Origin of the sequence: Flavobacterium tistrianum (assembly GCF_003254545.1) — a bacterium.
Taxonomy (GTDB): domain Bacteria; phylum Bacteroidota; class Bacteroidia; order Flavobacteriales; family Flavobacteriaceae; genus Flavobacterium; species Flavobacterium tistrianum.
In genome coordinates this window covers 187,296-210,219 of record NZ_QJRH01000065.1, presented here as the reverse complement: position 1 = coordinate 210,219, position 22,924 = coordinate 187,296, and the positions used below count along the sequence as shown (strand labels likewise).

Annotated in this window: 19 protein-coding genes; 9 read left to right on the top strand and 10 right to left on the bottom strand. The window is 33.9% G+C overall.

The genetic code is table 11. The features are described from left to right. Window positions 1-870 carry a diacylglycerol/lipid kinase family protein gene (locus DMB71_RS07980; protein WP_111365105.1) on the bottom strand — a complete coding sequence of 290 codons (870 nt, stop codon included), beginning with the start codon at window positions 868-870 and terminating at the stop codon, window positions 1-3. Between the two features lie 61 nt (window positions 871-931). On the opposite strand from DMB71_RS07980, the gene DMB71_RS07975 reads away from it, so the two are divergent. Next, window positions 932-1,894, top strand: a complete 963-nt coding sequence (locus DMB71_RS07975) for an App1 family protein (RefSeq protein ID WP_111365103.1) — start codon at window positions 932-934, stop codon at window positions 1,892-1,894. Between the two features lie 238 nt (window positions 1,895-2,132). Here the strand turns inward: DMB71_RS07975 and DMB71_RS07970 are convergent, their stop codons facing one another. Beyond that, complete coding sequence (locus DMB71_RS07970) at window positions 2,133-4,055, bottom strand: ABC-F family ATP-binding cassette domain-containing protein (protein WP_111365102.1); 1,923 nt, start codon at window positions 4,053-4,055, stop codon at window positions 2,133-2,135. A 435-nt stretch (window positions 4,056-4,490) separates the two neighbouring features. On the opposite strand from DMB71_RS07970, the gene DMB71_RS07965 reads away from it, so the two are divergent. After that, window positions 4,491-4,874, top strand: coding sequence for a DUF983 domain-containing protein (locus DMB71_RS07965; protein WP_111365100.1), 384 nt, complete (start codon window positions 4,491-4,493; stop codon window positions 4,872-4,874). On the opposite strand, the gene DMB71_RS07960 is transcribed toward DMB71_RS07965, so the two are convergent. From DMB71_RS07960 to topA, 8 genes are all read right to left on the bottom strand, one after another. Beyond that, window positions 4,855-5,928 (bottom strand): NAD(P)/FAD-dependent oxidoreductase, encoded by a 1,074-nt coding sequence (locus tag DMB71_RS07960; protein ID WP_111365099.1) that lies wholly within the window; start codon window positions 5,926-5,928, stop codon window positions 4,855-4,857. The two genes, DMB71_RS07965 and DMB71_RS07960, sit on opposite strands and share 20 nt — an antisense overlap. Before the next feature lie 77 nt (window positions 5,929-6,005). Then, a complete protein-coding gene (gene porN, locus DMB71_RS07955; protein ID WP_111365138.1) occupies window positions 6,006-6,995 on the bottom strand; it encodes a type IX secretion system ring subunit PorN/GldN in 990 nt (329 codons plus the stop codon). A gap of 179 nt (window positions 6,996-7,174) precedes the next feature. Next, complete coding sequence (gene porN / locus DMB71_RS07950; protein ID WP_111365097.1) at window positions 7,175-8,164, bottom strand: type IX secretion system ring subunit PorN/GldN; 990 nt, start codon at window positions 8,162-8,164, stop codon at window positions 7,175-7,177. 44 nt (window positions 8,165-8,208) lie between these two features. Next, complete coding sequence (gene porM / locus DMB71_RS07945; RefSeq protein ID WP_111365096.1) at window positions 8,209-9,750, bottom strand: type IX secretion system motor protein PorM/GldM; 1,542 nt, start codon at window positions 9,748-9,750, stop codon at window positions 8,209-8,211. Between the two features lie 51 nt (window positions 9,751-9,801). Further along, window positions 9,802-10,449 (bottom strand): type IX secretion system motor protein PorL/GldL, encoded by a 648-nt coding sequence (porL, locus tag DMB71_RS07940; protein WP_008467092.1) that lies wholly within the window; start codon window positions 10,447-10,449, stop codon window positions 9,802-9,804. A 55-nt stretch (window positions 10,450-10,504) separates the two neighbouring features. Next, a complete protein-coding gene (gene porK, locus DMB71_RS07935; protein ID WP_008467094.1) occupies window positions 10,505-11,899 on the bottom strand; it encodes a T9SS ring complex lipoprotein PorK/GldK in 1,395 nt (464 codons plus the stop codon). 262 nt (window positions 11,900-12,161) lie between these two features. Beyond that, window positions 12,162-13,313: a formimidoylglutamase gene (locus DMB71_RS07930; protein ID WP_111365094.1), complete on the bottom strand. Its 1,152-nt coding sequence runs from the start codon at window positions 13,311-13,313 to the stop codon at window positions 12,162-12,164. An 8-nt stretch (window positions 13,314-13,321) separates the two neighbouring features. After that, window positions 13,322-15,850 (bottom strand): type I DNA topoisomerase, encoded by a 2,529-nt coding sequence (gene topA / locus DMB71_RS07925; RefSeq protein WP_111365093.1) that lies wholly within the window; start codon window positions 15,848-15,850, stop codon window positions 13,322-13,324. 561 nt (window positions 15,851-16,411) lie between these two features. Here topA and miaB point away from each other — a divergent pair. The 7 genes from miaB (at window position 16,412) to DMB71_RS07890 (ending at window position 22,849) form a co-directional block, all read left to right on the top strand. Further along, window positions 16,412-17,857, top strand: coding sequence for a tRNA (N6-isopentenyl adenosine(37)-C2)-methylthiotransferase MiaB (gene miaB / locus DMB71_RS07920; RefSeq protein WP_111365091.1), 1,446 nt, complete (start codon window positions 16,412-16,414; stop codon window positions 17,855-17,857). A gap of 96 nt (window positions 17,858-17,953) precedes the next feature. Then, entirely contained in the window at window positions 17,954-18,325 is a 372-nt protein-coding gene (locus DMB71_RS07915) for a GxxExxY protein (protein WP_111365090.1), read from the top strand. 84 nt (window positions 18,326-18,409) lie between these two features. Then, the gene (locus tag DMB71_RS07910) at window positions 18,410-19,669 is read left to right on the top strand and encodes a sigma-54 interaction domain-containing protein (RefSeq protein ID WP_111365088.1); all 1,260 of its coding nucleotides are present in this window, start codon (window positions 18,410-18,412) and stop codon (window positions 19,667-19,669) included. Between the two features lie 97 nt (window positions 19,670-19,766). Continuing rightward, window positions 19,767-20,270 carry an LptE family protein gene (locus tag DMB71_RS07905; RefSeq protein ID WP_111365087.1) on the top strand — a complete coding sequence of 168 codons (504 nt, stop codon included), beginning with the start codon at window positions 19,767-19,769 and terminating at the stop codon, window positions 20,268-20,270. Between the two features lie 87 nt (window positions 20,271-20,357). After that, window positions 20,358-22,082: a tetratricopeptide repeat protein gene (locus DMB71_RS07900; protein WP_111365085.1), complete on the top strand. Its 1,725-nt coding sequence runs from the start codon at window positions 20,358-20,360 to the stop codon at window positions 22,080-22,082. Window positions 22,083-22,085: 3 nt separating this feature from the next. Then, window positions 22,086-22,430 carry a preprotein translocase subunit SecG gene (gene secG / locus DMB71_RS07895; RefSeq protein ID WP_111365084.1) on the top strand — a complete coding sequence of 115 codons (345 nt, stop codon included), beginning with the start codon at window positions 22,086-22,088 and terminating at the stop codon, window positions 22,428-22,430. Window positions 22,431-22,573: 143 nt separating this feature from the next. After that, window positions 22,574-22,849: a co-chaperone GroES gene (locus tag DMB71_RS07890; protein WP_008467105.1), complete on the top strand. Its 276-nt coding sequence runs from the start codon at window positions 22,574-22,576 to the stop codon at window positions 22,847-22,849. The last annotated feature ends 75 nt before the right edge of the window (window positions 22,850-22,924 follow it).

The following is a 22,924-nucleotide window of genomic DNA, read 5'->3' as shown; positions in this document are numbered from 1 at the left end:
CTACGGAACTGCAATTTTCATCTGCTTGTGCAAAATATCAATTTCTAACGAAGTCTGCGCTCCGCAATATTCTCCATCAATTTGAAAATCAACAGGATAATCCGTTTTTATAGTTGCTTTATTGGTTGAAATAATTACAATGTCATCAGAGTCAATCGGCATATTTCCGGTAATTATTTTTCCAATTAAAAGCAGATCAAGACTTTTTAAAATCACCAGTTCAAACTTTCCATCATTCATCGCGCCATTCGGATTAATGATAACTCCTGTTCCGTATTTCTGCGAATTGGCAATTACAATCATTCTCGCTACATGCTCAACGGTTTTATTATTTGCTGAAATTGTTGCCACAAATGGCTCTTCAGATTCTTTAAGCGTAGTAAAAGCTTGGAGCGCGTAACCCCAAAATCCTCGAACATCACTTTGTTCGTAGTTCTTAACCAAATTTGCGTTTAAACCAAGATCGCTCAGATGAATGCTTTTTTTGCCGTTGATGCAGATCATATCCATTTCGATATAATGGTGCAAAAAGGCTATTTTAAGGTTCTCCTCTATTCCATCAGGAAGATTCAAATCTACCGAAAGTCCGTTTGCAGAACCAGCAGGCAAAATTCCAATTATTACATCTTGTTCTTCTACAGCTTCGGCCACCATTTTTATTGTTCCGTCGCCTCCAGCAACAATAATACGTTCTGGTTCAGATTCATTATATAAAGATTGTATTGCTCTTAAATCATTTTTTCCTGTAGTTTCATACACTTCCAAATCAAAATGATTGGTTGCCGCAAACTCTTCGACAGCATCGATCAGATCAGATTTATCCAAGTCTCCAGAAATAGGATTTACAACAAATAGAATATTCTTTTTCAAAATTTTATCTTTAAAATCAATTAAATTAAGTAAATTACAGTTACATAAATATACGTAATTAATGAAACCAATTCTACAATTATATCGCGGTTATGCAAATGAACAAGAGCTAATTGTAATGGGACACGTTTTAAAAAGGGAAAACAAATATAATTTTGAAAAAAGGAAATTAAAAAACGCCACTTCAATTCTACGATTGTTCAGAATAAAAACCATTAAAAATTTTGATGTCTACCTTCACTACAACAACGAAGTAATTCATACCAAAACACTTGACGACGGTTACTTTAACTTCTGTATTCCGCTAGAAAAAGAAACCCATTTTGGATGGATGCCTTATGAAGTCAGTTTAAAATATCGCAATGAAACCACTACTTGCAAAGGCAGTTTTATAAGACCACACAAAGGAAAACTCGGAATCATATCAGATATTGATGACACTTTCTTGATTTCGCACACCAATAATTTCTTCCGAAAACTTTATATTTTATTGTTTAAAAATGTAAATGACCGAAAAGTTTTCAAAGATGTTGTACCGCACTATCAAGCTTTAAGTTCTGCAGGAAGAGATAACATGGAAGAAGTAAATGCTTTTTTTTACATTTCTAGCAGTGAATGGAATTTATACCGATTTATTGCCAAATTCACGCGAATTAACAAATTACCCAAAGCGGTTTTTCTCTTAAAAGATATCAAAAGAGGAATCACCGATTTTTTTATGAGCGGAAGAGGAAATCACGATCATAAATATGAAAAAATCAAACATGTAGTTGAGTTCTATCCAACGCTCAAATATGTTCTAATGGGCGATGATTCTCAGCACGATCCAAAACTCTACGAAAGAATCTGCAAAATATTTCCCGTAACTGTAGTTGCCGTTTATATCAGACAGACTGGTAAATCTCAGAAAAAAGAAGTTCAAAAGATTTTAAAAAACCTGGAAAGTATAAATGTTTCAGTCTGCTATTTTAAAGAAAGCAGCAAAGCGATTGAACACTCTAGATCTATTGGGATTATTAAGTAGTTTGTTTCAGGTTTCAGGTTTCAGGTTTTGAACTGAATAAGTATTTAACCGCAAAGCACGCTAAGTTTTTTTGATCTGTAAAGTTTTATAAAACGCAAAGTTCGCAAAGCTATCTTCTGATAAGGCTTTGCGAACTTTGTACATTGTAATGTAACTTATGGAAAACTTAGCGTGCTTTGCGGTTAAATTTACTCGTCAAGACGATAACTTGAAACCTGAAACTTGAAACAAAAAAACATTAAGCATTCATCCCTTCAATCTCTTCTGAAACCACTTCCCAATCAATTAATAATTGCTCTAAATCTTGTTTCTTTTTATTGTAGGCCGTAAAAAATGAAGCGTCTTCGATATGTTTGTCATAATTAGTTTCTAACATCTTATCGTCGTGCTGAATTTGTTTTTCTAATTGCTGAATCTGACTTTCAATTTTACTTAATTTGTTCTGAAGCGCTTTTCCTTTCTTCTGATCTTCGTAAGATAATTTACTGGCTTCTTTTTCTTTTGGAGCTGGTGCGCTTTTTACCACATCTTTTTTCTCCACTTCGCGCATGTTTTCTAGATTACGCTGTTCTAAGAAAAAGTTAATGTCTCCAAGATATTCTTTAATCTTTTGATCTTTAAATTCGTACACGATATTCGACATTCCTTGAAGAAAATCCCTGTCGTGAGAAACCAATAATAAAGTTCCGCCGAATTTTTGAAGTGCCGCTTTTAAAACGTTTTTAGATTTAATATCTAAGTGGTTCGTAGGCTCATCCATCAGCAAAACGTTGATTGGCTGTAACAACAATTTGCAAAGTGCCAGACGGTTACGTTCACCTCCAGAAAGCACTTTTACTTTTTTCTCAACATCATCTCCACGGAATAAAAAAGACCCCAACATGTCACGAACTTTCATTCGGTTTGTATCGGTTGCAGCATCTTCCATTGTTTGAAGCAAAGTAATTTCTCCGTCTAAATATTCTGCTTGATTTTGAGCAAAATATCCTAGTTGTACATTATGCCCTAATTTGATATTTCCTTGGTATTCAAATTCGTTTACTAATGCTTTTATAAAAGTAGATTTTCCTTGTCCGTTTTGTCCAACAAAAGCAATTTTACTTCCTCTTTCAACCAATAAACTAATATCTTTTAGAATCGTTTTGTCTCCGTAAGCTTTTGTTACATGTTCCGCTTCGATAACTACTTTTCCCGGCTCTTTTGAAACTGGAAAAGAGATATTCATTACCGAATTGTCATCTTCGTCAACTTCGATTCTTTCTACTTTATCTAATTTTTTAATCAATGATTGCGCCATTGAAGCTTTTGAAGCTTTTGCACGGAATTTCTCGATTAATTTTTCTGTTTCTTCAATCTTCTTCTGCTGATTCTTTTGAGTTGCCAATTGCTTCTCACGAATTTCATGACGAAGCTCCAAATACTGAGTGTATGGTTTATTGAAATCGTATGCTTTTCCTAAAGAGATTTCGATTGTTCTATTCGTCACATTATCCAAAAACATTTTATCGTGTGATACAATTACCACAACTCCAGGATAATTGCGAAGGAAATTCTCCAACCAAATAATACTTTCAATATCTAAGTGGTTGGTTGGCTCATCCAGAAGCAATACATCATTAGATTGCAATAAAAGTTTAGCCAATTCGATACGCATTCTCCATCCGCCAGAAAATGTTTCAGTTTGGTTATTAAAAACCTCTCTTTTAAAACCAAGACCTAAAAGGATTTTCTCTGTATCTCCCACATAATTATAACCTCCAAGAAGGTCAAAACGATGCGTATAATCAGAAAGATCTTCTATAATCTTAGCATACTCTTCGCTTTCATAATCGGTTCTAGTTACCAATTGATGATTGATTTCTTCAAGTTTTTTCTCAACAACTTTAATTTCTGTAAAAGCTTCATACGCTTCTTCCAAAACAGTTCTTCCCTGTTCAAAATCAATATCCTGACGTAAGAATCCCATTTTAATATCTTTCTCTTGAGAAATTACTCCAGAGTCAGGTTTAAAATCACCTGCAAGCATTTTTAGCATTGTAGATTTACCTGCTCCGTTTTTACCAACCAGACCTACGCGGTCGCCGGCACCTAAACGAAAAGTAACTTCTTCAAATAAATATGTTCCTCCAAAAGAAACGGAAAGATTGTGTATATTAAGCATAATTTGAGCAAAAACTAAAGGCTGTCAAAAAGACCTTTATTTCATTAATAAAAAATAAACTGTAAATAAACCTTTGGCAATTACAATTTTGAAAGTGCAAAAGTATAACTTTTAATTGAAGTTTTTATATTGAAAAACAATCGCTTTTATAAAATTCGAAAACTAAAAGTCTTGTTTAATTCTGAAATTTTCTTCTTTAATTAGGTAAAAAATCATTGGATTGAAAATATATTTTAAATGTATTTTATAAAAGAAAGAAACATTGTAACGGTAAACATTGTACTCAAATCAAATCAAAATAAGATGTAAGTTTTTATCCTAATTTAATAGCTTAGAGCCTAAAAATACTGTATATTTGCTATAAATAATTACTCCCATTCACACTAGTATCCAAATACAATTGAGGTGAATTAAAGACTATAAAATTTACTTAAAATGTTCAAAAGAGGCTCCAAACTAAACAGCATAATAACAGGAAGTTGTCCAAAATGCCAAAAAGAAAGCATGTATGAAGACACAAATCCGCTTCATTTAAGTAAAGTTCTCAAAATGAATGATCATTGCAGCCACTGCGGATTCAAATACCAGATTGAACCTTCATTTTTTTATGGTGCCATGTATGTTAGTTATGCTTTAAATGTAGCCGTAGGTGTTGCTGCCTTTATAGTTTCATTTGTGTTTTTTGACACCACAATAGAGCAGTCATTTTTGGCAATTATTATAACGCTGGTTATTTTATTCCCGTTCGTTTTGCGTCTCTCAAGAAACTTATACATCAATATGTTTGTTTCTTACGATCCTAAGGCTGGCCAAAAATAAGACCTTTCAAATATCTTTTATGAAATCGCTTAATGTCTGCTTCTCTATCTAGCGGAACATTATTTTCGATATGATCGTATAATGCTTCCGCCATTGCAGGACCAAGCATTACACCACGCGTTCCTAATCCGTTAAGAATGTGCAGAGACTTATGCACTTCATGAGTTCCAAGCAAAGGTCTTCGGTCTGCAACTGTTGGACGAACTCCAGCAAAGTGTTTTACTATTTCGAAGTCGCAAGTAATGATTTCTTTAATGCGTTCTAAAAGCTCCTGTTTACCTTCTTCTGTAGGCTCGGCAGTTTTATCATGCCAATTATATGTGGCTCCAACTTTGAACAGATTATCGCCTAAAGGCAAAATAAAAACACTTGTATTTACAATTACATCTAGATTTAAATCTGGCGCTTTTATAATAAACAATTCGCCTTTTGTTCCATCTAATGGAAGATAGTTAAAAAAGGGGTTTTTATGCATTCCAAAACCTTCAGCAAAAATGATATGACGAGCCTTAATATTTTTATATTGAATTCCTGAATCTAAAAACTCAATGTGGTCAAAATCAAAAGATTCTTCTCTCAACAAATCATTCTGAAGCAAGTATTGCCTATAGGTATCTAACAATAAAGCAGTATCAACATATCCTGTATGCAAAACCTCCCCGTAGTCGAATGGAGAGTCAATGCTAGTATACTTTTTTGAAATTAGTTTAGTTGACAAAAAAGGAGCCAGATTGATTTTATCTGAAGCTGCAAACCAATTGTTCTGTTCTTCAATTGAAAAGAACTTTCTTAAAACTGGCATTTTAAAGTTGAATTTCTCTTTGAGCTTCTCTTCTATTTTATCATAAAACTCGTTCATCAATACAAGTTGCTCTTTTGCATTCCAAACTTCACTAAAACGCTTTAAGATTACAGGATTGTACAAACCGCCAGCAACTTTTGAAGAATTCTGAGATTCATCATCTAAAAGTAAAATTGATTTGTTGTTCTTAAGGGCGACCTCGGCAAAAGAAATTCCAGCCAATCCAGATCCGACAATTAAATAATCAAGCATTGTGAGGTATATAAATAAAATAAAAAAACTCTTACTACAAAGGTAGCAAGAGTTTTTCTTATTATGAGTTTATAAACTTAGTAATTCCACATATCTTCTTCAAAATTACGAATCTTCTCTTTTACCCTTTCAGATTCTAACAATTGACTTTGTGCGTTATCTTTAATATAATCTTTGATTTCGCGATCGCCATAAACATTTTCTTCTTTATATATAACAGAATTGAAATGTCTAGAGTTCAAAATCTGATCGAATGAAATAGGCATGGCTGAATTTTTATCATTAAAAGCTTTTCCTTCGTGCAGGACTTCTCGTGCATTAGGGAAGAAAACCCAAAACAACTCGATATAATCCTTTTCATCACTATTCATTGTGTAAACATCTGGAGTTACTGGACAAATTCCTAACAGACGATATTTTAAATCACTTTGCCTTTTATCAAAATACCAAAAGCCTTTAATCTTATACATACTCACATCTGCAGCCGTAAGATCTTGCTTTAATATATATTCAGCAGGAACTGTTCTAGTCGGCCCAACTGTCTGATCTACATAAGTAACTTTTTTATTTTTACCTGTACCCGTAACAACTTTCTTCTTAACAACACGAGTCCTATAATCATCAGGATATTGGTTAATTAGTTCACGACCAGCATCTGTAGTATCAACGCGAGATAATGCCCCTTGAATATCTTTTAAGCTTTTCTTTGTATTAAAATAGCTATCTGCATAAACTTCTGTTATTCTTCCATTTCTTATGGCTTTGGTCAAAATATCATAAAGTGAACGTCTATCTGGACCAATATTGGCAGTATCTACTGGAAAATATAACGGAAAATTGATTTTTTCATTTAAATCGATAATTTCCCAAACCATTTTTCCCATCAACACATCCCGATCATCAACATAACCATACGCTAAAGGTTTATCGTTATCCGATATCATTTGAGCCGGCGTCTTAATTCCAATCTGATCAGCTGTTTTGGCATTAAGTAAATTAGACTGAGCATTAGAAGATAAGCTTCCTAGAACAGTAACAATAGCAATTAATAAATTTCTTACTTTCATCATGATAATTTTTACAAAACATTAAACGAAATTTTATTACAAATATTGTTATTTTTCTTACATAATCAAAAAGAAATCAAATATTACTCTATACCATATTCTTGCTAACTTTTTGACATAAAAAAAACTCTTACTACAAAGGTAGTAAGAGTTTTTCAATTATTGTATTATGTATCAACTTAGTAGTTCCACATATCTTGTTCGAAGTTGCGAATTTTTTCTTTCACTCTTTCAGATTCTAACAACTGATTTTGTGCGTTGTCTTTCATGTAATCGCTAATTGCTCTGTCTCCGTAAAGGTTTTCCTCTTTGTATACAACAGCATTAAAACGTCTTGAATTTAAAATCTGATCAAATGAGATTGGAAGAGCTGAATTGTTGTCATTGAAAGCTTTTGCTTCATGCAGTGCTTCTCTGGCATTTGGGAAAAATACCCAAAACAATTCAATATAATCCTTTTCATCACTATTCATTGTATAAACGTCTGGAGTTACTGGGCAAATACCTAGTAAACGATATTTCAATTCACTTTGACGCTTATCAAAATACCAGTATCCTTTAATTTTATACTGACTAACATCAGCAGCAGTAAGATCTTGTTTCAAGATGTATTCAGCAGGAACCGTTCTTGTTGGTCCAACTGTTTCTTCTACATAAGAAACCGATTTGTTTTTACCTTTACCAGAAACTACTTTTTTCTTCACAACACGTGATTTGTAGTCATCAGGGTATTGGTTAATTAACTCTCTACCTGCATCCGTTGTATCAATACGAGATAAAGATCCTTCGATGTCTTTCATAGATTTTTTAGTGTTGAAATAACTATCAGTGTATACCTCAGTTATTTTTCCACTTTTAATAGCTTTAGTTAAAACGTCATAAAGAGAACGTCTGTTAGGACCAATATTAGCTGTATCTACCGGAAAGTACATTGGAAAGTTAATTTTTTCATTTAAATCAATGATTTCCCATGTTGTTTTTCCCATCAAGATATCTCTATCATCTACATAACCGTAAGCCAATGGCTTATCATTGTCAGATATTAATTGAGCAGGAGTTTTAAGTCCAATCTGAGCAGGAGTTTTAGCGTTTAGCAAATTTGATTGCGCATTAGAAGCAAAACCTCCAGCGATAGAAACAATAGCTATTAATAAATTTCTTACTTTCATCGTGGTATCGTTATAAGATATTGAATGTAGTTTACACTACTTTATTATTGTATTTCGTAAATTACAGGAGCAGTTCTTGGCAATAAATAACTACCAGCTCCAACAAGTTTAGTTTTAATTTCAGAAATAGTAACTTGGTCTCCTTTACCTGCTCTTGAAAGTACTTGTTTACATTGTGCATTCATTTTATTTCCTGTAACAACAACTGTAGGCTGTCCAGCAATTTTCATATTAAATCCAACAACATCTAAACCAACTTCAAAATCAAAATCAAGAAGTTTAGCTCCAATAGTAGCAATCTCTAAGTTAGATTTAGGACCTTTAACAACTCCCATCTCACCTCTAATTGTTCCTGTTGGACCAGGAATACCTTTAATTCTGAATGTTTTCTTATCAGTTACTTTATCACCGTTTGGTAAAGTACCAGTTACAGAAATTGTAGTTTCAGTACCTTGACCTGGGCTCATGTTATATTTGCCTGGTTTTCCAGCAGAAGCTAAACCTGGAGCACTTGCAACAATTTTGTTAGCATCAACACCGGCAAAAGATACAGAGATTGGGTTAACAACTCCTCTATACACTACGTTCATTTTGTCTGCAGAAATTGTAGCAGCATTTGGTCTTGGAACTACAACGTATTTACCAGAGAATTTTAATGGAATATTTTTTCCATCTTCTAAGAAAGTAAATTGTCCGTTGATGTCTTGTTCTCCCACTCCACCAGCAGTTAAAGAGATAACAGCTTGTCCGTTAACAATTTGACCAGGACCTTGGAAAGAAGTTGGTGTAGTATTTTCGTCATAACGACCTAAAACAACTTTACCGGTAACTTTTTCCCCTTGGAAATAAGCATTTTTATCTAAAACAACGATTGCTTGATAGTTGCTATAAGAAGCAGCAGCAACTGCAGCTTTACCTAATGCACTGTTGTAAACGTCTGTTTCAGTCTTTTTAACATCATTTTGCCAAGCTGAAAGTTTAGCCGCAGAAGCAATAGCTGGGAATCCTTTAAAGTGATACGCTAAGTATTTTTCTTTAAGTCCTTCTTTATTTTTAACATCAGAAACATCAAATTTCTTTTCAACCTCAGCAATAATTGCTGCGTATTTTTTATCTGTTCCTAAAGCAGCTTTGATATCAGCTTTATATTTTTCGATTTTAGCGATAATTTCGTTACCTTTTTTTGTGTAACCATCTCCTGTAAACCAGTCGTCGATATTATCACCTCTATCCATAGACTCATAAGGCATTTTTCCAGTTGCTTTATCAACTTCGAAACCTTTAACTGCCTGAGCTTTTAGAGTAGCTATATAATCATAAAAATCTTTTGTAATAGTTTCAACTTTGTGAGCTGTTACTGCAGCAATCGCAAATTCTCCTTTTGCTTCAGCAGCTTTTTGATCCAAAGAAGTTAATAAACCTGCATTTGTCTCTGTTGATGTTTTATTTGCACCTTCAAATTTTTCATTCATCAAACCAAAAGCAGAAATAACTTCTTTTGATACGTTCATTGCTAACATTGCGATGAAAACCAGGTACATCAGGTTAATCATCTTCTGTCTAGGGGTTAATTTTCCTCCTGCCATTTTTTTCTAATTAGTTCTTATTAATAAATTTAATATTTAGTTAAAAACTAATTATCCTTTGTTACTCATTGCAGAAAGCATACCACCGTAAACGCTGTTTAAAGAAGCGATATTTGCAGTCATAGATGCCATTTGCTCTTTTAATTTAGAAGCATTTTCAGCAATTTCTTTGTTAGCTTCAGCGTTTCTAGAAGCACTTTCTAATTGTACTTTATATAAACTGTTTAATGATTCCATTTGAGCAGCAGCAACAGATAATTCTTCAGAATATTTCTTTTGACCTGCAATTGAATCTACAGTTGGAGCAATTCCTTTAGCAGCAGATTCGAAGTTTTTGATGCTATTTCCTAAACTTGACATTAATTCACCGTCAATTTTAGCTTCTTTTAATAATGTGTCTAATTTTTGAGATAATAATCCTTGAGCATCAGTTGGAGTTTCAGCTTTAGCTTTTTTCTCTCTAGCTTGTCCGTTAGCTAATTCTGGGTAAACTAGAGTCCAATCTAGTTCTTCTTCAACTGGTTCGAAAGCAGAAAGCGCGAAAATTAACGCCTCAGTAACTAACCCTACTGAAAGCATAACTGTACCTGTTAAAGGTCCAATCTCAAAGTGAGTAATTTTGAATAACGCTCCAACGATTACCACTGCCGCTCCCATACCATAAGCGAAATTCATTGCTTTTTTACTTAATAATGCCATAATACTTTTTTTTTAGGTTTAAAATAGATTTGTTGGATATTGAATTAATTTAAATTTACTTTTTTCTGTTTCCTGTAACTTGAGTACCCATGTAATCTTGTACAGTTCTGAATCCGATGTAACTTCTAGCTGAATCAGCATATTCGTGGTCACGAGTACTTACCTGTAGGAAATAAGCAACGTCTTTCCAAGAACCTCCACGAACAACTTTTCTTTGGTTTTTACCATCGATAACGTTTGGATTCATTGTTGATACGTATTCGTAAGCGTTTGGATTATAAGCTGAATCTGTCCATTCAGAAACGTTTCCTGCCATGTTGTATAATCCATAACCATTTACATCGTATGATTTAGCTTCAACTGTGTAAAGTGCTTCATCAGCAGCGTAATCTCCTCTACTTGGTTTGAAGTTTGCTAAGAAACAACCTCTATCACTCTTAGTATAAGGACCTCCCCATGGATAAGTTGCAGACTCCAGACCACCTCTAGCAGCATACTCCCATTCTGCCTCAGTTGGTAATCTGAAAGCATTTACTAAGTCACGTCCTTTTTTCTTAGATTTAATGTAGCTGTTTTTGTTTAAAGTTCTCCAAGCGCAGAATGCTTTAGCTTGCTTCCAAGTAACACCCACTACTGGATAATCTCCATAAGCCTTGTGCCAGAAGTAATCATTGTGCATTGGCTCATTATATGAATAAGCGAAATCTTTAATCCAAACTGCAGTATCAGGATAAACATTTACCTGCTCAGTTTTTACGAAGTCACTTCTTTTTCCAACTTTTGCTTTTGCAGCAGCTTGAATATCCATCCAAGAATAACGGAATTTCAATTTATTTACATCAATTGTTCTTAAACCATTATATGATTCTTCAATTGGCAAATACATAGAATCCATTACTTCAGCGTAATATTCGTCTGGATATGCTTTTGTATCTTTAATCAACTTAACTTTTCTGTTTAATTTTCTTCCAGCATATGGATCATCTTTTGTACCAACACTGTAGTAGTTGTCGTACATGTATTTGTCATAAGCTGTCATTTTTTCTGGATCAGAATCATTAAAAGCGTAGTCAGCAATGCTTCCGCCTTTTTTACCTTTTCCATCAGTAGCTTTTTGCCCAGTTTCGTCTGCTAAGATTGCTAAACGAACTCTCATTGTAGAGTCTTTTACCCACTCCACAAATTGACGATACTCACTATTTGTAATCTCAGTTTCATCCATGTAAAATGAACGAACAGTTACAGTTTTAGTTGGAGCATCTTCTACGTTAGCTAAATCAGCATCTGATTTACCCATAATAAAAGATCCACCCGGAACTAATGTCATTCCATAAGGCTTCTCGGGATGCCATTTCCCTCCTGTAACACCGACTAATTCACCTTTGTCACCAGACTTACCACAGCCGATTACTAGTGTTAACATTGCTGCAAATGCAATAAACTTCTTCATATAAATTTGGGATTATCTATTCATTATTAAAAGTCCGTAAACGTATTTATTATTTATCTAAAAAACAATACTACTTGCGAATTTATTTTACCGTTCAAAAATAATGTTAAATAAAATAAAAAAAAAATATTTTATCGATAAACTGCTACAAAAAATCGATGTAAAACGTTAATTTTTATGTTATATATGTATTTTCTTACTAATTAATTTTAACGTTTTTTTACACGTTTTAAAAACCTAAGAATTCACTTAAATTTTTGATCTATAAAGCGTTTTTTCGTTGCGCTTTCCACCATCTTTCTGGCAATTCTTGATTGCAAGCCGACAAATATTCGTCGTAAGAACATGGTAATAACGTATTTCTTTTCAATTTATTGCTGCCATTTGATTCATATGGAATTTCTATCCACCAACGGTCTGTCTTATCACTTTTATAGAAGATCAGTTCTTCATCATCCAACGGCACGATATATTTTAAATAGTTTGCTCTGCTTCCAAATGGATATTCTTTTGAACGGTAGTGATATCCTTCGATAAAATACCATACAATCTGAGCAATAATAACCGATTCAGCCAATGTGCTATTATGATTAAATACTCCAAAAGCAGAAACTTTATCACTGATACCAGCATATCTAGCCAAAGCACAAATTTCTTTTCCATTAAATCCGTTTGGCTCAAAAGTAACCATGTTTGCTGAAGCAGAAGACTTTACAGAATTCAAATCTATACTAACCAAGTCTGCATCTCTAAAAACTGGCTCAGCCAATGTAATTTTATTTGAAATTTCACCCAAACGATAAGCGTCAAAAAACAGCTTCTCGATCAAATCGATTTCTTCTTGCGAATTATAATAAGTTTGATATCCTATATTACAATAGTTGAAAAGGTTATTTGGCTCATCAATAATAATTTTTGTTAAGTATGAATTAGCTGAAACTGATTCATTTTCTTTACCAAAATCGAATTTATTATCAACTGCAACCAAGTTTACCATCTGCTCCAAGTCATCATAAGCACGATACAAAGCATAGGTCAAATCCTGAGAACCTCCTAGGACTATAGGTATGACTTTATTCTTGATTAATGCAGAGGTAACTTTCTTTAATGCAAAATAAGTATCCTCAACAGAATCGCCTGCAAGTATATCTCCTAAATCTGCAATTGACGCATCCCAATTACCTGGAAACATACTGTAAAGCTTTTTACGTACAGAAGAAAGATTAACTTCGTTAATCATATTGATATTTGTACGGTCTTCCAATACACCAATTATAGCAATGCTAATTTGTGCAATATCAGGAAACTGATCTTGGGTATGAAAAACAACTTTACTTCCAAGCTCTTGTGAAGACAGTCCTCCGACGAATCTTACAATTCCATCATTAACTGGTTCTAGAAAATCAAATTCCATTTATATACTTATTTCTTTTTAGCAGCTGTTTTTTTAGCTGGAGCTTTTTTAGCCGTTGTTGTTTTAGCTACAGTTTTCTTTGCAGGCGCTTTTTTAGCAGGCGCTTTAGCAGCAATCATTTCTTGAACTTGTGCTAATGTTAATTTTGTTGCATCAACATCTTTGCTTAATTCAATTTTGATTTTTCCCTTAAGAATCACAGAACGTCCCCAACGAGCTTTTTCTACTACAATTCCTTCATCTTCCCAGTTATGAATAACCTTGTCGATGTTTTTCTGAAGTTTTTCTTCAATCAATTCTTCAACATCAGCTTGAGAAAGATTATCAAAATTGTATTTTTTGTTTACGTTTACAAAAAGTCCGTTCCATTTAATGAATGGTCCAAAACGTCCCACTCCTTTTTGAACAGCTTCTCCTTTATAAACTGCAATTGGCGCATCAGCAAGTGCTTTTTCGTCAATTAATTCTTGAGCTCTTTCTTTAGAAACATTAAGCGGATCTTCTCCTTTTGGCAATGAAATAAAAACGCTTCCGTGACGTACGTAAGGTCCGTAACGTCCATTATTCACTTCAACTTCTTCTCCTTTATATTCACCTAAACTTTTTGGAAGCAAGAATAAATTCAAAGCTTCTTCAAGTGTAATGTTTCCAATATTTTGATCCGCCATTAAGCTGGCAAACTTTTTATCTTCATCATCTGCTTCTCCAATCTGTGCCATTGGCCCAAATTTTCCTAAACGAACAGAAACTTGCCTTCCATCAGCATCTTTTCCTAAGATTCTTTCACCACTTTCACGTTCCGCATTTGCTTCAACTTCTTTTACATTTGGGTGAAACTGATTGTAGAAATCCTGCATCATTTTTGCCCAGTCAATATTTCCTTCGGCAATTTCGTCAAAATCTTGTTCTACTTTTGCAGTGAAATTATAATCTAGAATGTTTCCGAAATTCTTTACTAAGAAATCTGTAACGATAGTTCCGATATCGGTTGGAACTAATTTCCCTTTATCAGAACCTGTATTTTCTTTCAACACTTTTTCACCAACTTTACTGTTTTGCAAAGTAAGCTGTGTATAATTACGTTCTACACCTTCAAGAGTTCCTTTTTCAACATAATTTCTATTGATAATTGTAGAAATTGTTGGCGCGTAAGTCGAAGGACGACCAATTCCAAGTTCTTCCAGTTTTTTAACCAAAGAAGCCTCTGTGTAACGTGCAGGTGGTCTTGAATATCGTTCTGTGGCTGTAATATAGTTATTAGCCAGTTTTTCGTTCACCTTTAAAGCTGGAAGCATACCTTCTTGCTCTTCCTCGTCATCATCATGCCCTTCTAAGTACACTTTTAAGAAACCTTCAAAAAGCAATACTTCTCCAGAAGCTGTAAAAATTTCATCATGATTATCTGCCTCAATTTTTACGTTTGTTCTCTCCAACTGCGCATCGCTCATTTGCGAAGCCAAAGTTCTTTTCCAGATCAAATCGTATAAACGGGCTTGGTCACGGTCAATATTTACTGTATGACGAGACATATCTGTTGGACGAATTGCTTCGTGCGCTTCCTGAGCTCCTTTATTTTTATTAGCAAAAACCCTCGGCTTAGAGAATTCTTTTCCGTAAGATTTAATAATTTCTGCTTGTGCTGCGTCCATTGCTTCTTTAGAAAGGTTCACCGAGTCGGTTCTCATATAAGTAATAAGTCCCGCTTCGTAAAGACGCTGCGCTAACTGCATGGTGATTCCAACTGGCAAGTATAATTTTCTTGCTGCTTCCTGCTGTAACGTAGAAGTTGTAAAAGGTGCTGTTGGAGATTTTTTGGTAGGTTTAGTTTCTAAATCGGCTACCTTATATTTAGAACCGATATTTTGATTTAAGAAATCTTCGGCTTCTTTTTTAGTATTAAAGTTTTTTGGCAGTTTTGCTTTAAAAGCTTTTCCTGCTTCGTTTACAAATTCTGCAACAATTGAATAAGTTGCAACTGCATTAAAACTTTGAATTTCACGTTCTCTCTCCACAATCAGACGTACAGAAACCGACTGTACACGACCTGCTGAAAGTCCGCCTTTGATTTTTCTCCATAAAACTGGAGACAATTCATAACCTACTAAACGATCTAGAACACGACGCGCTTGTTGCGCATTTACTAAATTATAATCAATTTCTCTTGGATTGTCGATTGCTTTAAGAATCGCTGATTTTGTAATCTCGTGAAAAACAATACGTTTTGTTTTTTTTGTATCCAGTTTTAATTCTTCCGCCAAGTGCCATGAAATAGCCTCTCCCTCGCGGTCCTCATCGGATGCCAACCAAACCGTTTCGGCATTCTTAGAAAGTGATTTTAGTTTCGTTACCAAGGCTTTTTTATCGGGAGAAACTTCATATTTTGGTTTAAAACCATTTTCTACATCTACTCCTATTTCCTTTGATGGTAAGTCTGCTATGTGACCATAACTAGACTCAACCTGAAAGTCGCTTCCGAGAAATTTCTCGATCGTTTTCGCCTTTGCAGGTGACTCCACTATTACTAAATTCTTTGCCATTGCTCTATTTTTCTGCAACAAAAGTATTTATTTTTTTTAAATATTAACCTTACGAATGCATTTTTGAGGTATTTTGATATTATGAAACTTAAAATTGCAGATTTATCTGTAATAATCTCGATAATATATATAGGTATAACTTTTAGTGATTTTTAACCAAGAAATCCCTTTTAATTTTAGATTTCAGAGCTAAAATTTTAAATTGTAAAAAACATTTCTTAAAATCTAAAATTCAATTTACAACTTACTTTAGTTAAGTTTTCTTTTGAAATCGAATTTCCTAGCCCAGATTGTAATGAAAAGCCCGGAGTAAAAAAAGCAAACGTTTCTTGTTTTAAAAAAGCGACCAACGGAAGCTCTTTTTATAACATTAGAAACTTTGTTTTTTTTATGTCCCGATAGCTATCGGATGGAGTGGAAAGCTGGAAAAAGCTTCAAATTATCATTAAAAGCACACAAAAACACTGGCTCTGAACATTTCTCAAAACATTGTTAATTCTTTATCTGACATCTTGTCATATTCGTTTCAATTACGCTATCTTTGCACTTTGAATTTTTACAATGGAAAAGATTATTGAAGAAAGCAAACAGGGCGAAAGTCTTGTTTTGGAAAATAAACCTGAGAATACTAAAAAACTTTTTATAGAGAGTTACGGCTGTGCGATGAATTTTTCGGACAGTGAAGTCGTAGCTTCCATTTTGTCTGACGGAGGATATAATACAACTTCAGTTCTTGAAGAAGCCGATTTGGTTTTGGTGAATACTTGTTCTATTCGCGACAAAGCCGAACAGACTATTCGTAAACGTCTAGAAAAATACAATGCTGTAAAACGTACGAATCCGAAAATGAAAGTGGGTGTTTTGGGCTGTATGGCAGAGCGTTTGAAAAGTCAGTTTTTGGAAGAAGAGAAAATAGTTGATCTTGTTGTTGGTCCTGATGCTTACAAAGATCTTCCGAATTTATTGGCTGAAGTTGAAGAAGGCCGTGACGCCATTAATGTAATTTTATCAAAAGAAGAAACTTACGGAGATATTTCGCCTGTTCGTTTAATGAGCAACGGAATCACTGCTTTGGTTTCGATTACTCGCGGTTGCGATAATATGTGCACTTTCTGCGTTGTGCCTTTTACACGTGGTCGCGAAAGAAGTCGTGAACCGCAAAGTATTATGAACGAAATTCAGGATCTGTGGAATAATGGCTATAAAGAAGTTACACTTTTAGGACAAAACGTTGACAGTTATCTTTGGTACGGCGGCGGATTGAAAAAAGATTTTATAAATGCTTCTGAAATGCAAAAAGCAACTGCAGTAGATTTCGATCAATTATTAGAAATGGTTGCCGCTGGCTTCCCTAAAATGCGTATTCGATTTTCGACTTCAAATCCGCAGGATATGCACGAAAGCATTTTGCATGTTATTGCAAAATACCCAAATATCTGTAAACACATTCACTTGCCAGTTCAGTCTGGAAGTAACAGAATTCTAAAAGAAATGAATCGTTTGCATTCTCGCGAAGAATACATGGCGTTGATTGATAAAATTAGAGCCATTGTTCCAGATGCTTCGATTTCGCAGGATATGATTGCCGGTTTCCCAACAGAAACTGAAGAAGACCATCAAGATACTTTGAGTTTAATGGAATATGTAAAATATAATTTCGGTTATATGTATTCGTATTCTGAACGTCCTGGAACTTTGGCTGGAAGAAAAATGAAGGATGATGTTGAAGAAGAGACCAAAGCCAGAAGATTGCAAGAAATTGTCGATTTACAGCAAAAACACGCTTGGTTTAGAAGCGAAGAGTTTGTTGGAAAAACAGTAGAAGTTTTAGTTGAAAAAGTTTCTAAAAAATCGAAAGACGAATTTTCAGGAAGAAATTCTCAAAGCATTACAGTAGTTTTCCCAAAAGAAAATTACAAAATTGGAGATTTCGTAAACGTAAAAATCACAAGCTGTACCAGCGGAACTTTGAAAGGCGAAGCTGTTGGGCTTAGTAGTATGAATTAATTTTTTTTTGCCACAGATTAAAAGGATTAAAATGATTTTTTTTGAATTATTTTTCTTACTTTATTTGTTTTAGATTTGTGGTAAAATAAAATATTGATGCAACATTATAAAGAAAAAGAAACTTACAAGATTATTGGGATTTGCATGGAAGTGCACCGAAATCTAGGTCCAGGTTTATTAGAAGTGGTTTACAAAGATGCTTTAGAAGTAGAATTTAAAGAAAATAATATTCCTTTTGAAAGAGAAAAGGAATATTCAATTGAATACAAAGGAAAAGTCTTAGCTCATAAATTTTATTCTGATTTTGTAATTAATGAAGACGTAATTTTAGAAGTAAAAGCAATTAAAGAATTTTCAAGTGAACATATCGCCCAGATTTTAAATTACATAAAACTATCAGATTCAGAAGTAGGCTTGCTTGTAAATTTTCAAACAAAATCTCTTCAATATAAAAGATATATTTTATAATTTAGGAAATCTGTGTTAATCACTTTAATCTGTGGCAAAAGAAAAAATATAAGCCAAAGTGTAAAAACTTGAAACAAAAATCAAATGGAAACAGTTCAAGCAATAAAACAGCGATTTGAGATTATTGGAAATGACCCAAAATTAAATCGTGCTATCGAAAAAGCCATTCAGGTTGCTCCAACTGATATTTCGGTTATGGTAACTGGGGAAAGTGGTGTTGGTAAAGAAAATATTCCTAGAATTATACATTCGCTTTCGCACAGAAAGCATGGTAAATATATTGCCGTAAACTGCGGTGCAATTCCGGAAGGAACAATTGACAGTGAACTTTTCGGTCACGAAAAAGGAGCTTTTACCGGTGCTACAAGCACTCGTGAAGGTTATTTTGAAGTAGCCGATGGCGGAACAATCTTCTTAGATGAAGTTGGAGAATTACCACTAACCACTCAAGTAAGATTGCTTCGTGTTTTGGAAAATGGTGAATTTATAAAAGTAGGTTCGTCTCAGGTTCAGAAAACAAATGTTCGTATCGTTGCTGCGACAAATGTGAATTTATTCAATGCAATCGAAAAAGGAAAATTCCGTGAAGACTTGTACTATCGTTTAAGTACAGTCGAAATTACTTTACCACCTTTACGCGAAAGAAACGAAGACATTCATTTGTTGTTCAGAAAGTTTGTGGCCGATTTTGCTCATAAATACAAAATGCCGCCTTTAAGACTAGATGACGATGCTGTTCAGCTTTTGCAAAAATTCAGATGGAGCGGAAATATTCGTCAGCTTCGAAATGTGGCTGAGCAGATTTCTGTTTTAGAAACCAATCGTGATATCAGTCTTGCTACTTTACAATCTTACTTGCCAGCTGAAGGAAGTAATTTGCCTTCAGTTATTAGTGACAGCAAAAAAGAAAGTGACTTTAGCACCGAAAGAGATATATTGTACAAAGTGCTTTTTGATATGAGAAGTGATTTGAACGATTTGAAAAAACTGACTTTAGAGTTGATGAAAAATGGCACTTCTAAAGTACAGGATATTAATCCGAATCTGATTCAGAAAATATACGGTAACCAGCAAAACGATAGCGAAATTGATTTTGAAGAAGAACCAAGGACCGCTGTTATGACAACACCTGCTGTTCGTGAAGATAATTATCAAATGCAGGATGACAATTACTTGTTTGCCGAAACGATCGAAGAAGAAGAAATTTTGCGTTTGGAACAAAAAGAAATCGAAATGATCAAAAAATCATTAGAAAAAAATAAAGGAAAACGTAAAGCTGCGGCAGACGAACTGGGTATTTCTGAAAGAACTTTATATCGCAAAATCAAGCAATTCGACCTATAATAAATCTCAATTTTTAAATCCCAAATCCCAAATTACTATATTTGACGAAATTTGGAATTTGGAATTTCAAAATATTGGAATTTGACTAATACACATTATGAAAAAAATATATTCTCTTTTCGCATTATTAAGCCTTTTTATGTTGAGTGGCTGTTCTGTTTATAATTTTACGGGAACAGGAAAAATCGATGCCAAAACGTTTCAAGTTAACTTCTTTCATAATAATGCCGATTTAATTGAACCTGGAATCGATAGAACTTTCACTTTGGCTTTGCAGGATTTGATTATGAATCAAACCAATTTAAACCTTGTAAGTAATGGCGGTGATTTGGTTTATGAAGGAGAAATTACAGATTACCGAATCACTCCGATGACTGCAACAGCAGACCAGCAGGCAGCGCAAAACCGTTTATCTATTCGTGTCAATGTACGATTTATGAATAAAAAGAAAGAAACAGATGATTTTGAGAAATCTTTCGAATTCTATTATGATTTCCCTGGAAGAGACTTACCGACAGGATCAGTTTTAAATTCAGCTATCACGACGATTTTTGAAAGAATTACGCAGGACATTTTTAATGAATCATTGGCAAAATGGTAGTTTTGCTTGTTTGTTTAATCGTTTAATCGATAAAACAAACAAAAACGAATAAACGGTTAAACAATTACACGATTAAACAAAAGATAAATGAACGTTAGCGATTATACCTACTTAATGAACAAACCCGATGCTATTACAGAAAAGCAAGCGGATGCATTAGGCAGTGTTTTGAATGAATTTCCGTATTTTCAAAGTGCACGCGCATTGCGATTAAAGGGACTTTACAATCAAAACAGTTTTAAGTATAATTATGCTTTAAAAGTAACAGCGGCACATACTGCTGATCGTTCTGTTTTATTTGATTTTATTACTTCGGAAGCTTTCACTTCTATTCAGAATGATTTCTACGAGCAAAAATTGAGAGATCTTCTTGAAATTACTGTTTTTGACAGTGAAATCATTTCACCTGAACAGATCCAGAAAGCTATCGAAATAAAAACAGATATTGAAGAACAGTTTGTCTCGGAAACGATTAAAGAAGCACCTATTTCTTCAATTGAAACTCCCTCGGTTACAAAAATCGAAGAACCAATAAAAACGCAGGAACCAATAAAAGCTGAAGAGCCTGTAATTATTGAAGAACCTAAAAAAGTTCCTGAAATTGACCCTTCTATTTTCTTGGCAATAAAAGAAGCACATTCTGTTACTTTTGAGAAACCAATAATAGTAGAAGAGCCTAAAAAACTTCCAGAAATAGATCCGTCTATTTTCCTTGCTATTAAAGAAGCGCATTCAGTTAGTTTTGAAAAACCGGTAATCGAAACAGAAAATAAAATTGATGCTACAGATTCAATCTCAAATATTGAAAAAGAAGAAGAAACTGAAATTTTAGTAAAAGAAACAGAAGAAGAAGCAATAATAACGGAAGAACCTAAAATTGACCGTGTTGAAAATTCTATTTTAAGTTCTATAAAAGTTGCTGAAATGCCTTCTGTAACTGAATCTGAATCTATAATTGCGGTTGAAGAACCTAAAAATGAGCGTATTGAAAACTCTATTTTAAGTTCAATTAAAGAAGCAGAAGCTGTAAATGCTGAACAATCTGTAAAAGTTGAAGAAATAAAAGCAGAACCTATCGCAGAAGAGCCAGTTTTAAATTCGGTTGAAGAAGATGAAGATGACAGCGTTATCGAAGAAATGATCATTCCGGAATTTAAAATGAATTCTATTGAACGATCTATTCTTTCATCAATAAAAGAAGCTGAAACGAAAACACTTCAAGAACCAAAAGAAGAGATTCTAGAAGTTTTGCAATCTGAGGATAAAGACGAGGAGGAAATTCAAGAAGAGAACGACGAGCCGATTGAAGAAATAATCGAAGAAGAGCCTAATGAACCTGCAAAAACAGCTGCGGAACATTTAGAAATAGGCAAACCTTTGGATTTTTCTCTTAGCGAAAAACATTCATTTCAGGAATGGCTTCAATTATCTCGTACAGAACCAATTGACCGTTCAAACGAATTATCTCCAGAAGAAAGAGCGGAAAAAGAAGCTGAAGAGAAAGCAAGATTAGAAGAAGAAAGACAGAAAAAGGCTGAAATTATCGATAAATTTATAGAAAACAATCCAAAAATTTCTCCTATAAAACCTGGAAACAATGCTCCAATTGTTCAAATTGAAAGCCCTCCAGAAGACAATTCATACCTAATGACCGAGACTTTGGCTAGAGTTTATCTGGAACAAAAGAAATATACAAAAGCAATTCAAGCATATGAAATATTAATTTTGAAATATCCAGAAAAAATTACTTTCTTTGCAGACCGCATATCGGATATAAAGATTTTACAACAAAATAACAATAACAATAATTAAGTAATGAGCACATTTTCAATTTTTTTAGTTTTAATCACAATAGTTTGTTTTCTATTGATCGTAGTTATCATGGTACAAAACCCTAAAGGAGGCGGATTGTCCTCTACTATCAGCGGAACTCAAATGTTAGGTGGAGTACAAAAAACAACTGACTTTTTAGATAAAAGTACTTGGACTTTGGCTACTGTTTTAATTGTGCTAATTTTACTTTCTAGCTTAAGCTTCTCTGGATCTTTAAGCGATACAGAATCTAAAATCATTGATAAAACTGAAGCTCCTGCAAACGCACCAGCAGCTCCAGCGCAAGGAACTACACCAGCTCCTGCAACTCCAGCACCAGCTAAATAATAGAAGCTCTATATAAAATCTAATGCCAGCCTGTCAAAGCTGGCATTTTTTTTAAGAAATAATGTCAGTTTTTCTAGCATGGCACAATTTCTGAAAGTTTATAGAACAGAAAAAAATCGTATAACTTATAATAATATAAAATCATGGCTTTAAACATTAAACCGCTTTCAGACCGCGTACTTATTGAGCCTGTTGCAGCTGAAACTAAAACTGCCTCAGGTATTTTTATTCCAGATACTGCCAAAGAGAAACCACAAAAAGGAACTGTAGTTGCAGTAGGAAACGGAACTAAAGATCACACAATGACTGTAAAAGTTGGAGATACTGTTCTTTATGGTAAATATGCAGGAACCGAGTTGAAACTAGAAGGCACTGATTATCTAATCATGCGCGAAGATGACATCTTAGCGATCATCTAAAAAATATTGTATTAAGTAAGAAGTATTAAGAAATTCATTTAACTTGAAACAAATCAAACTTTAAACAAAAAATTA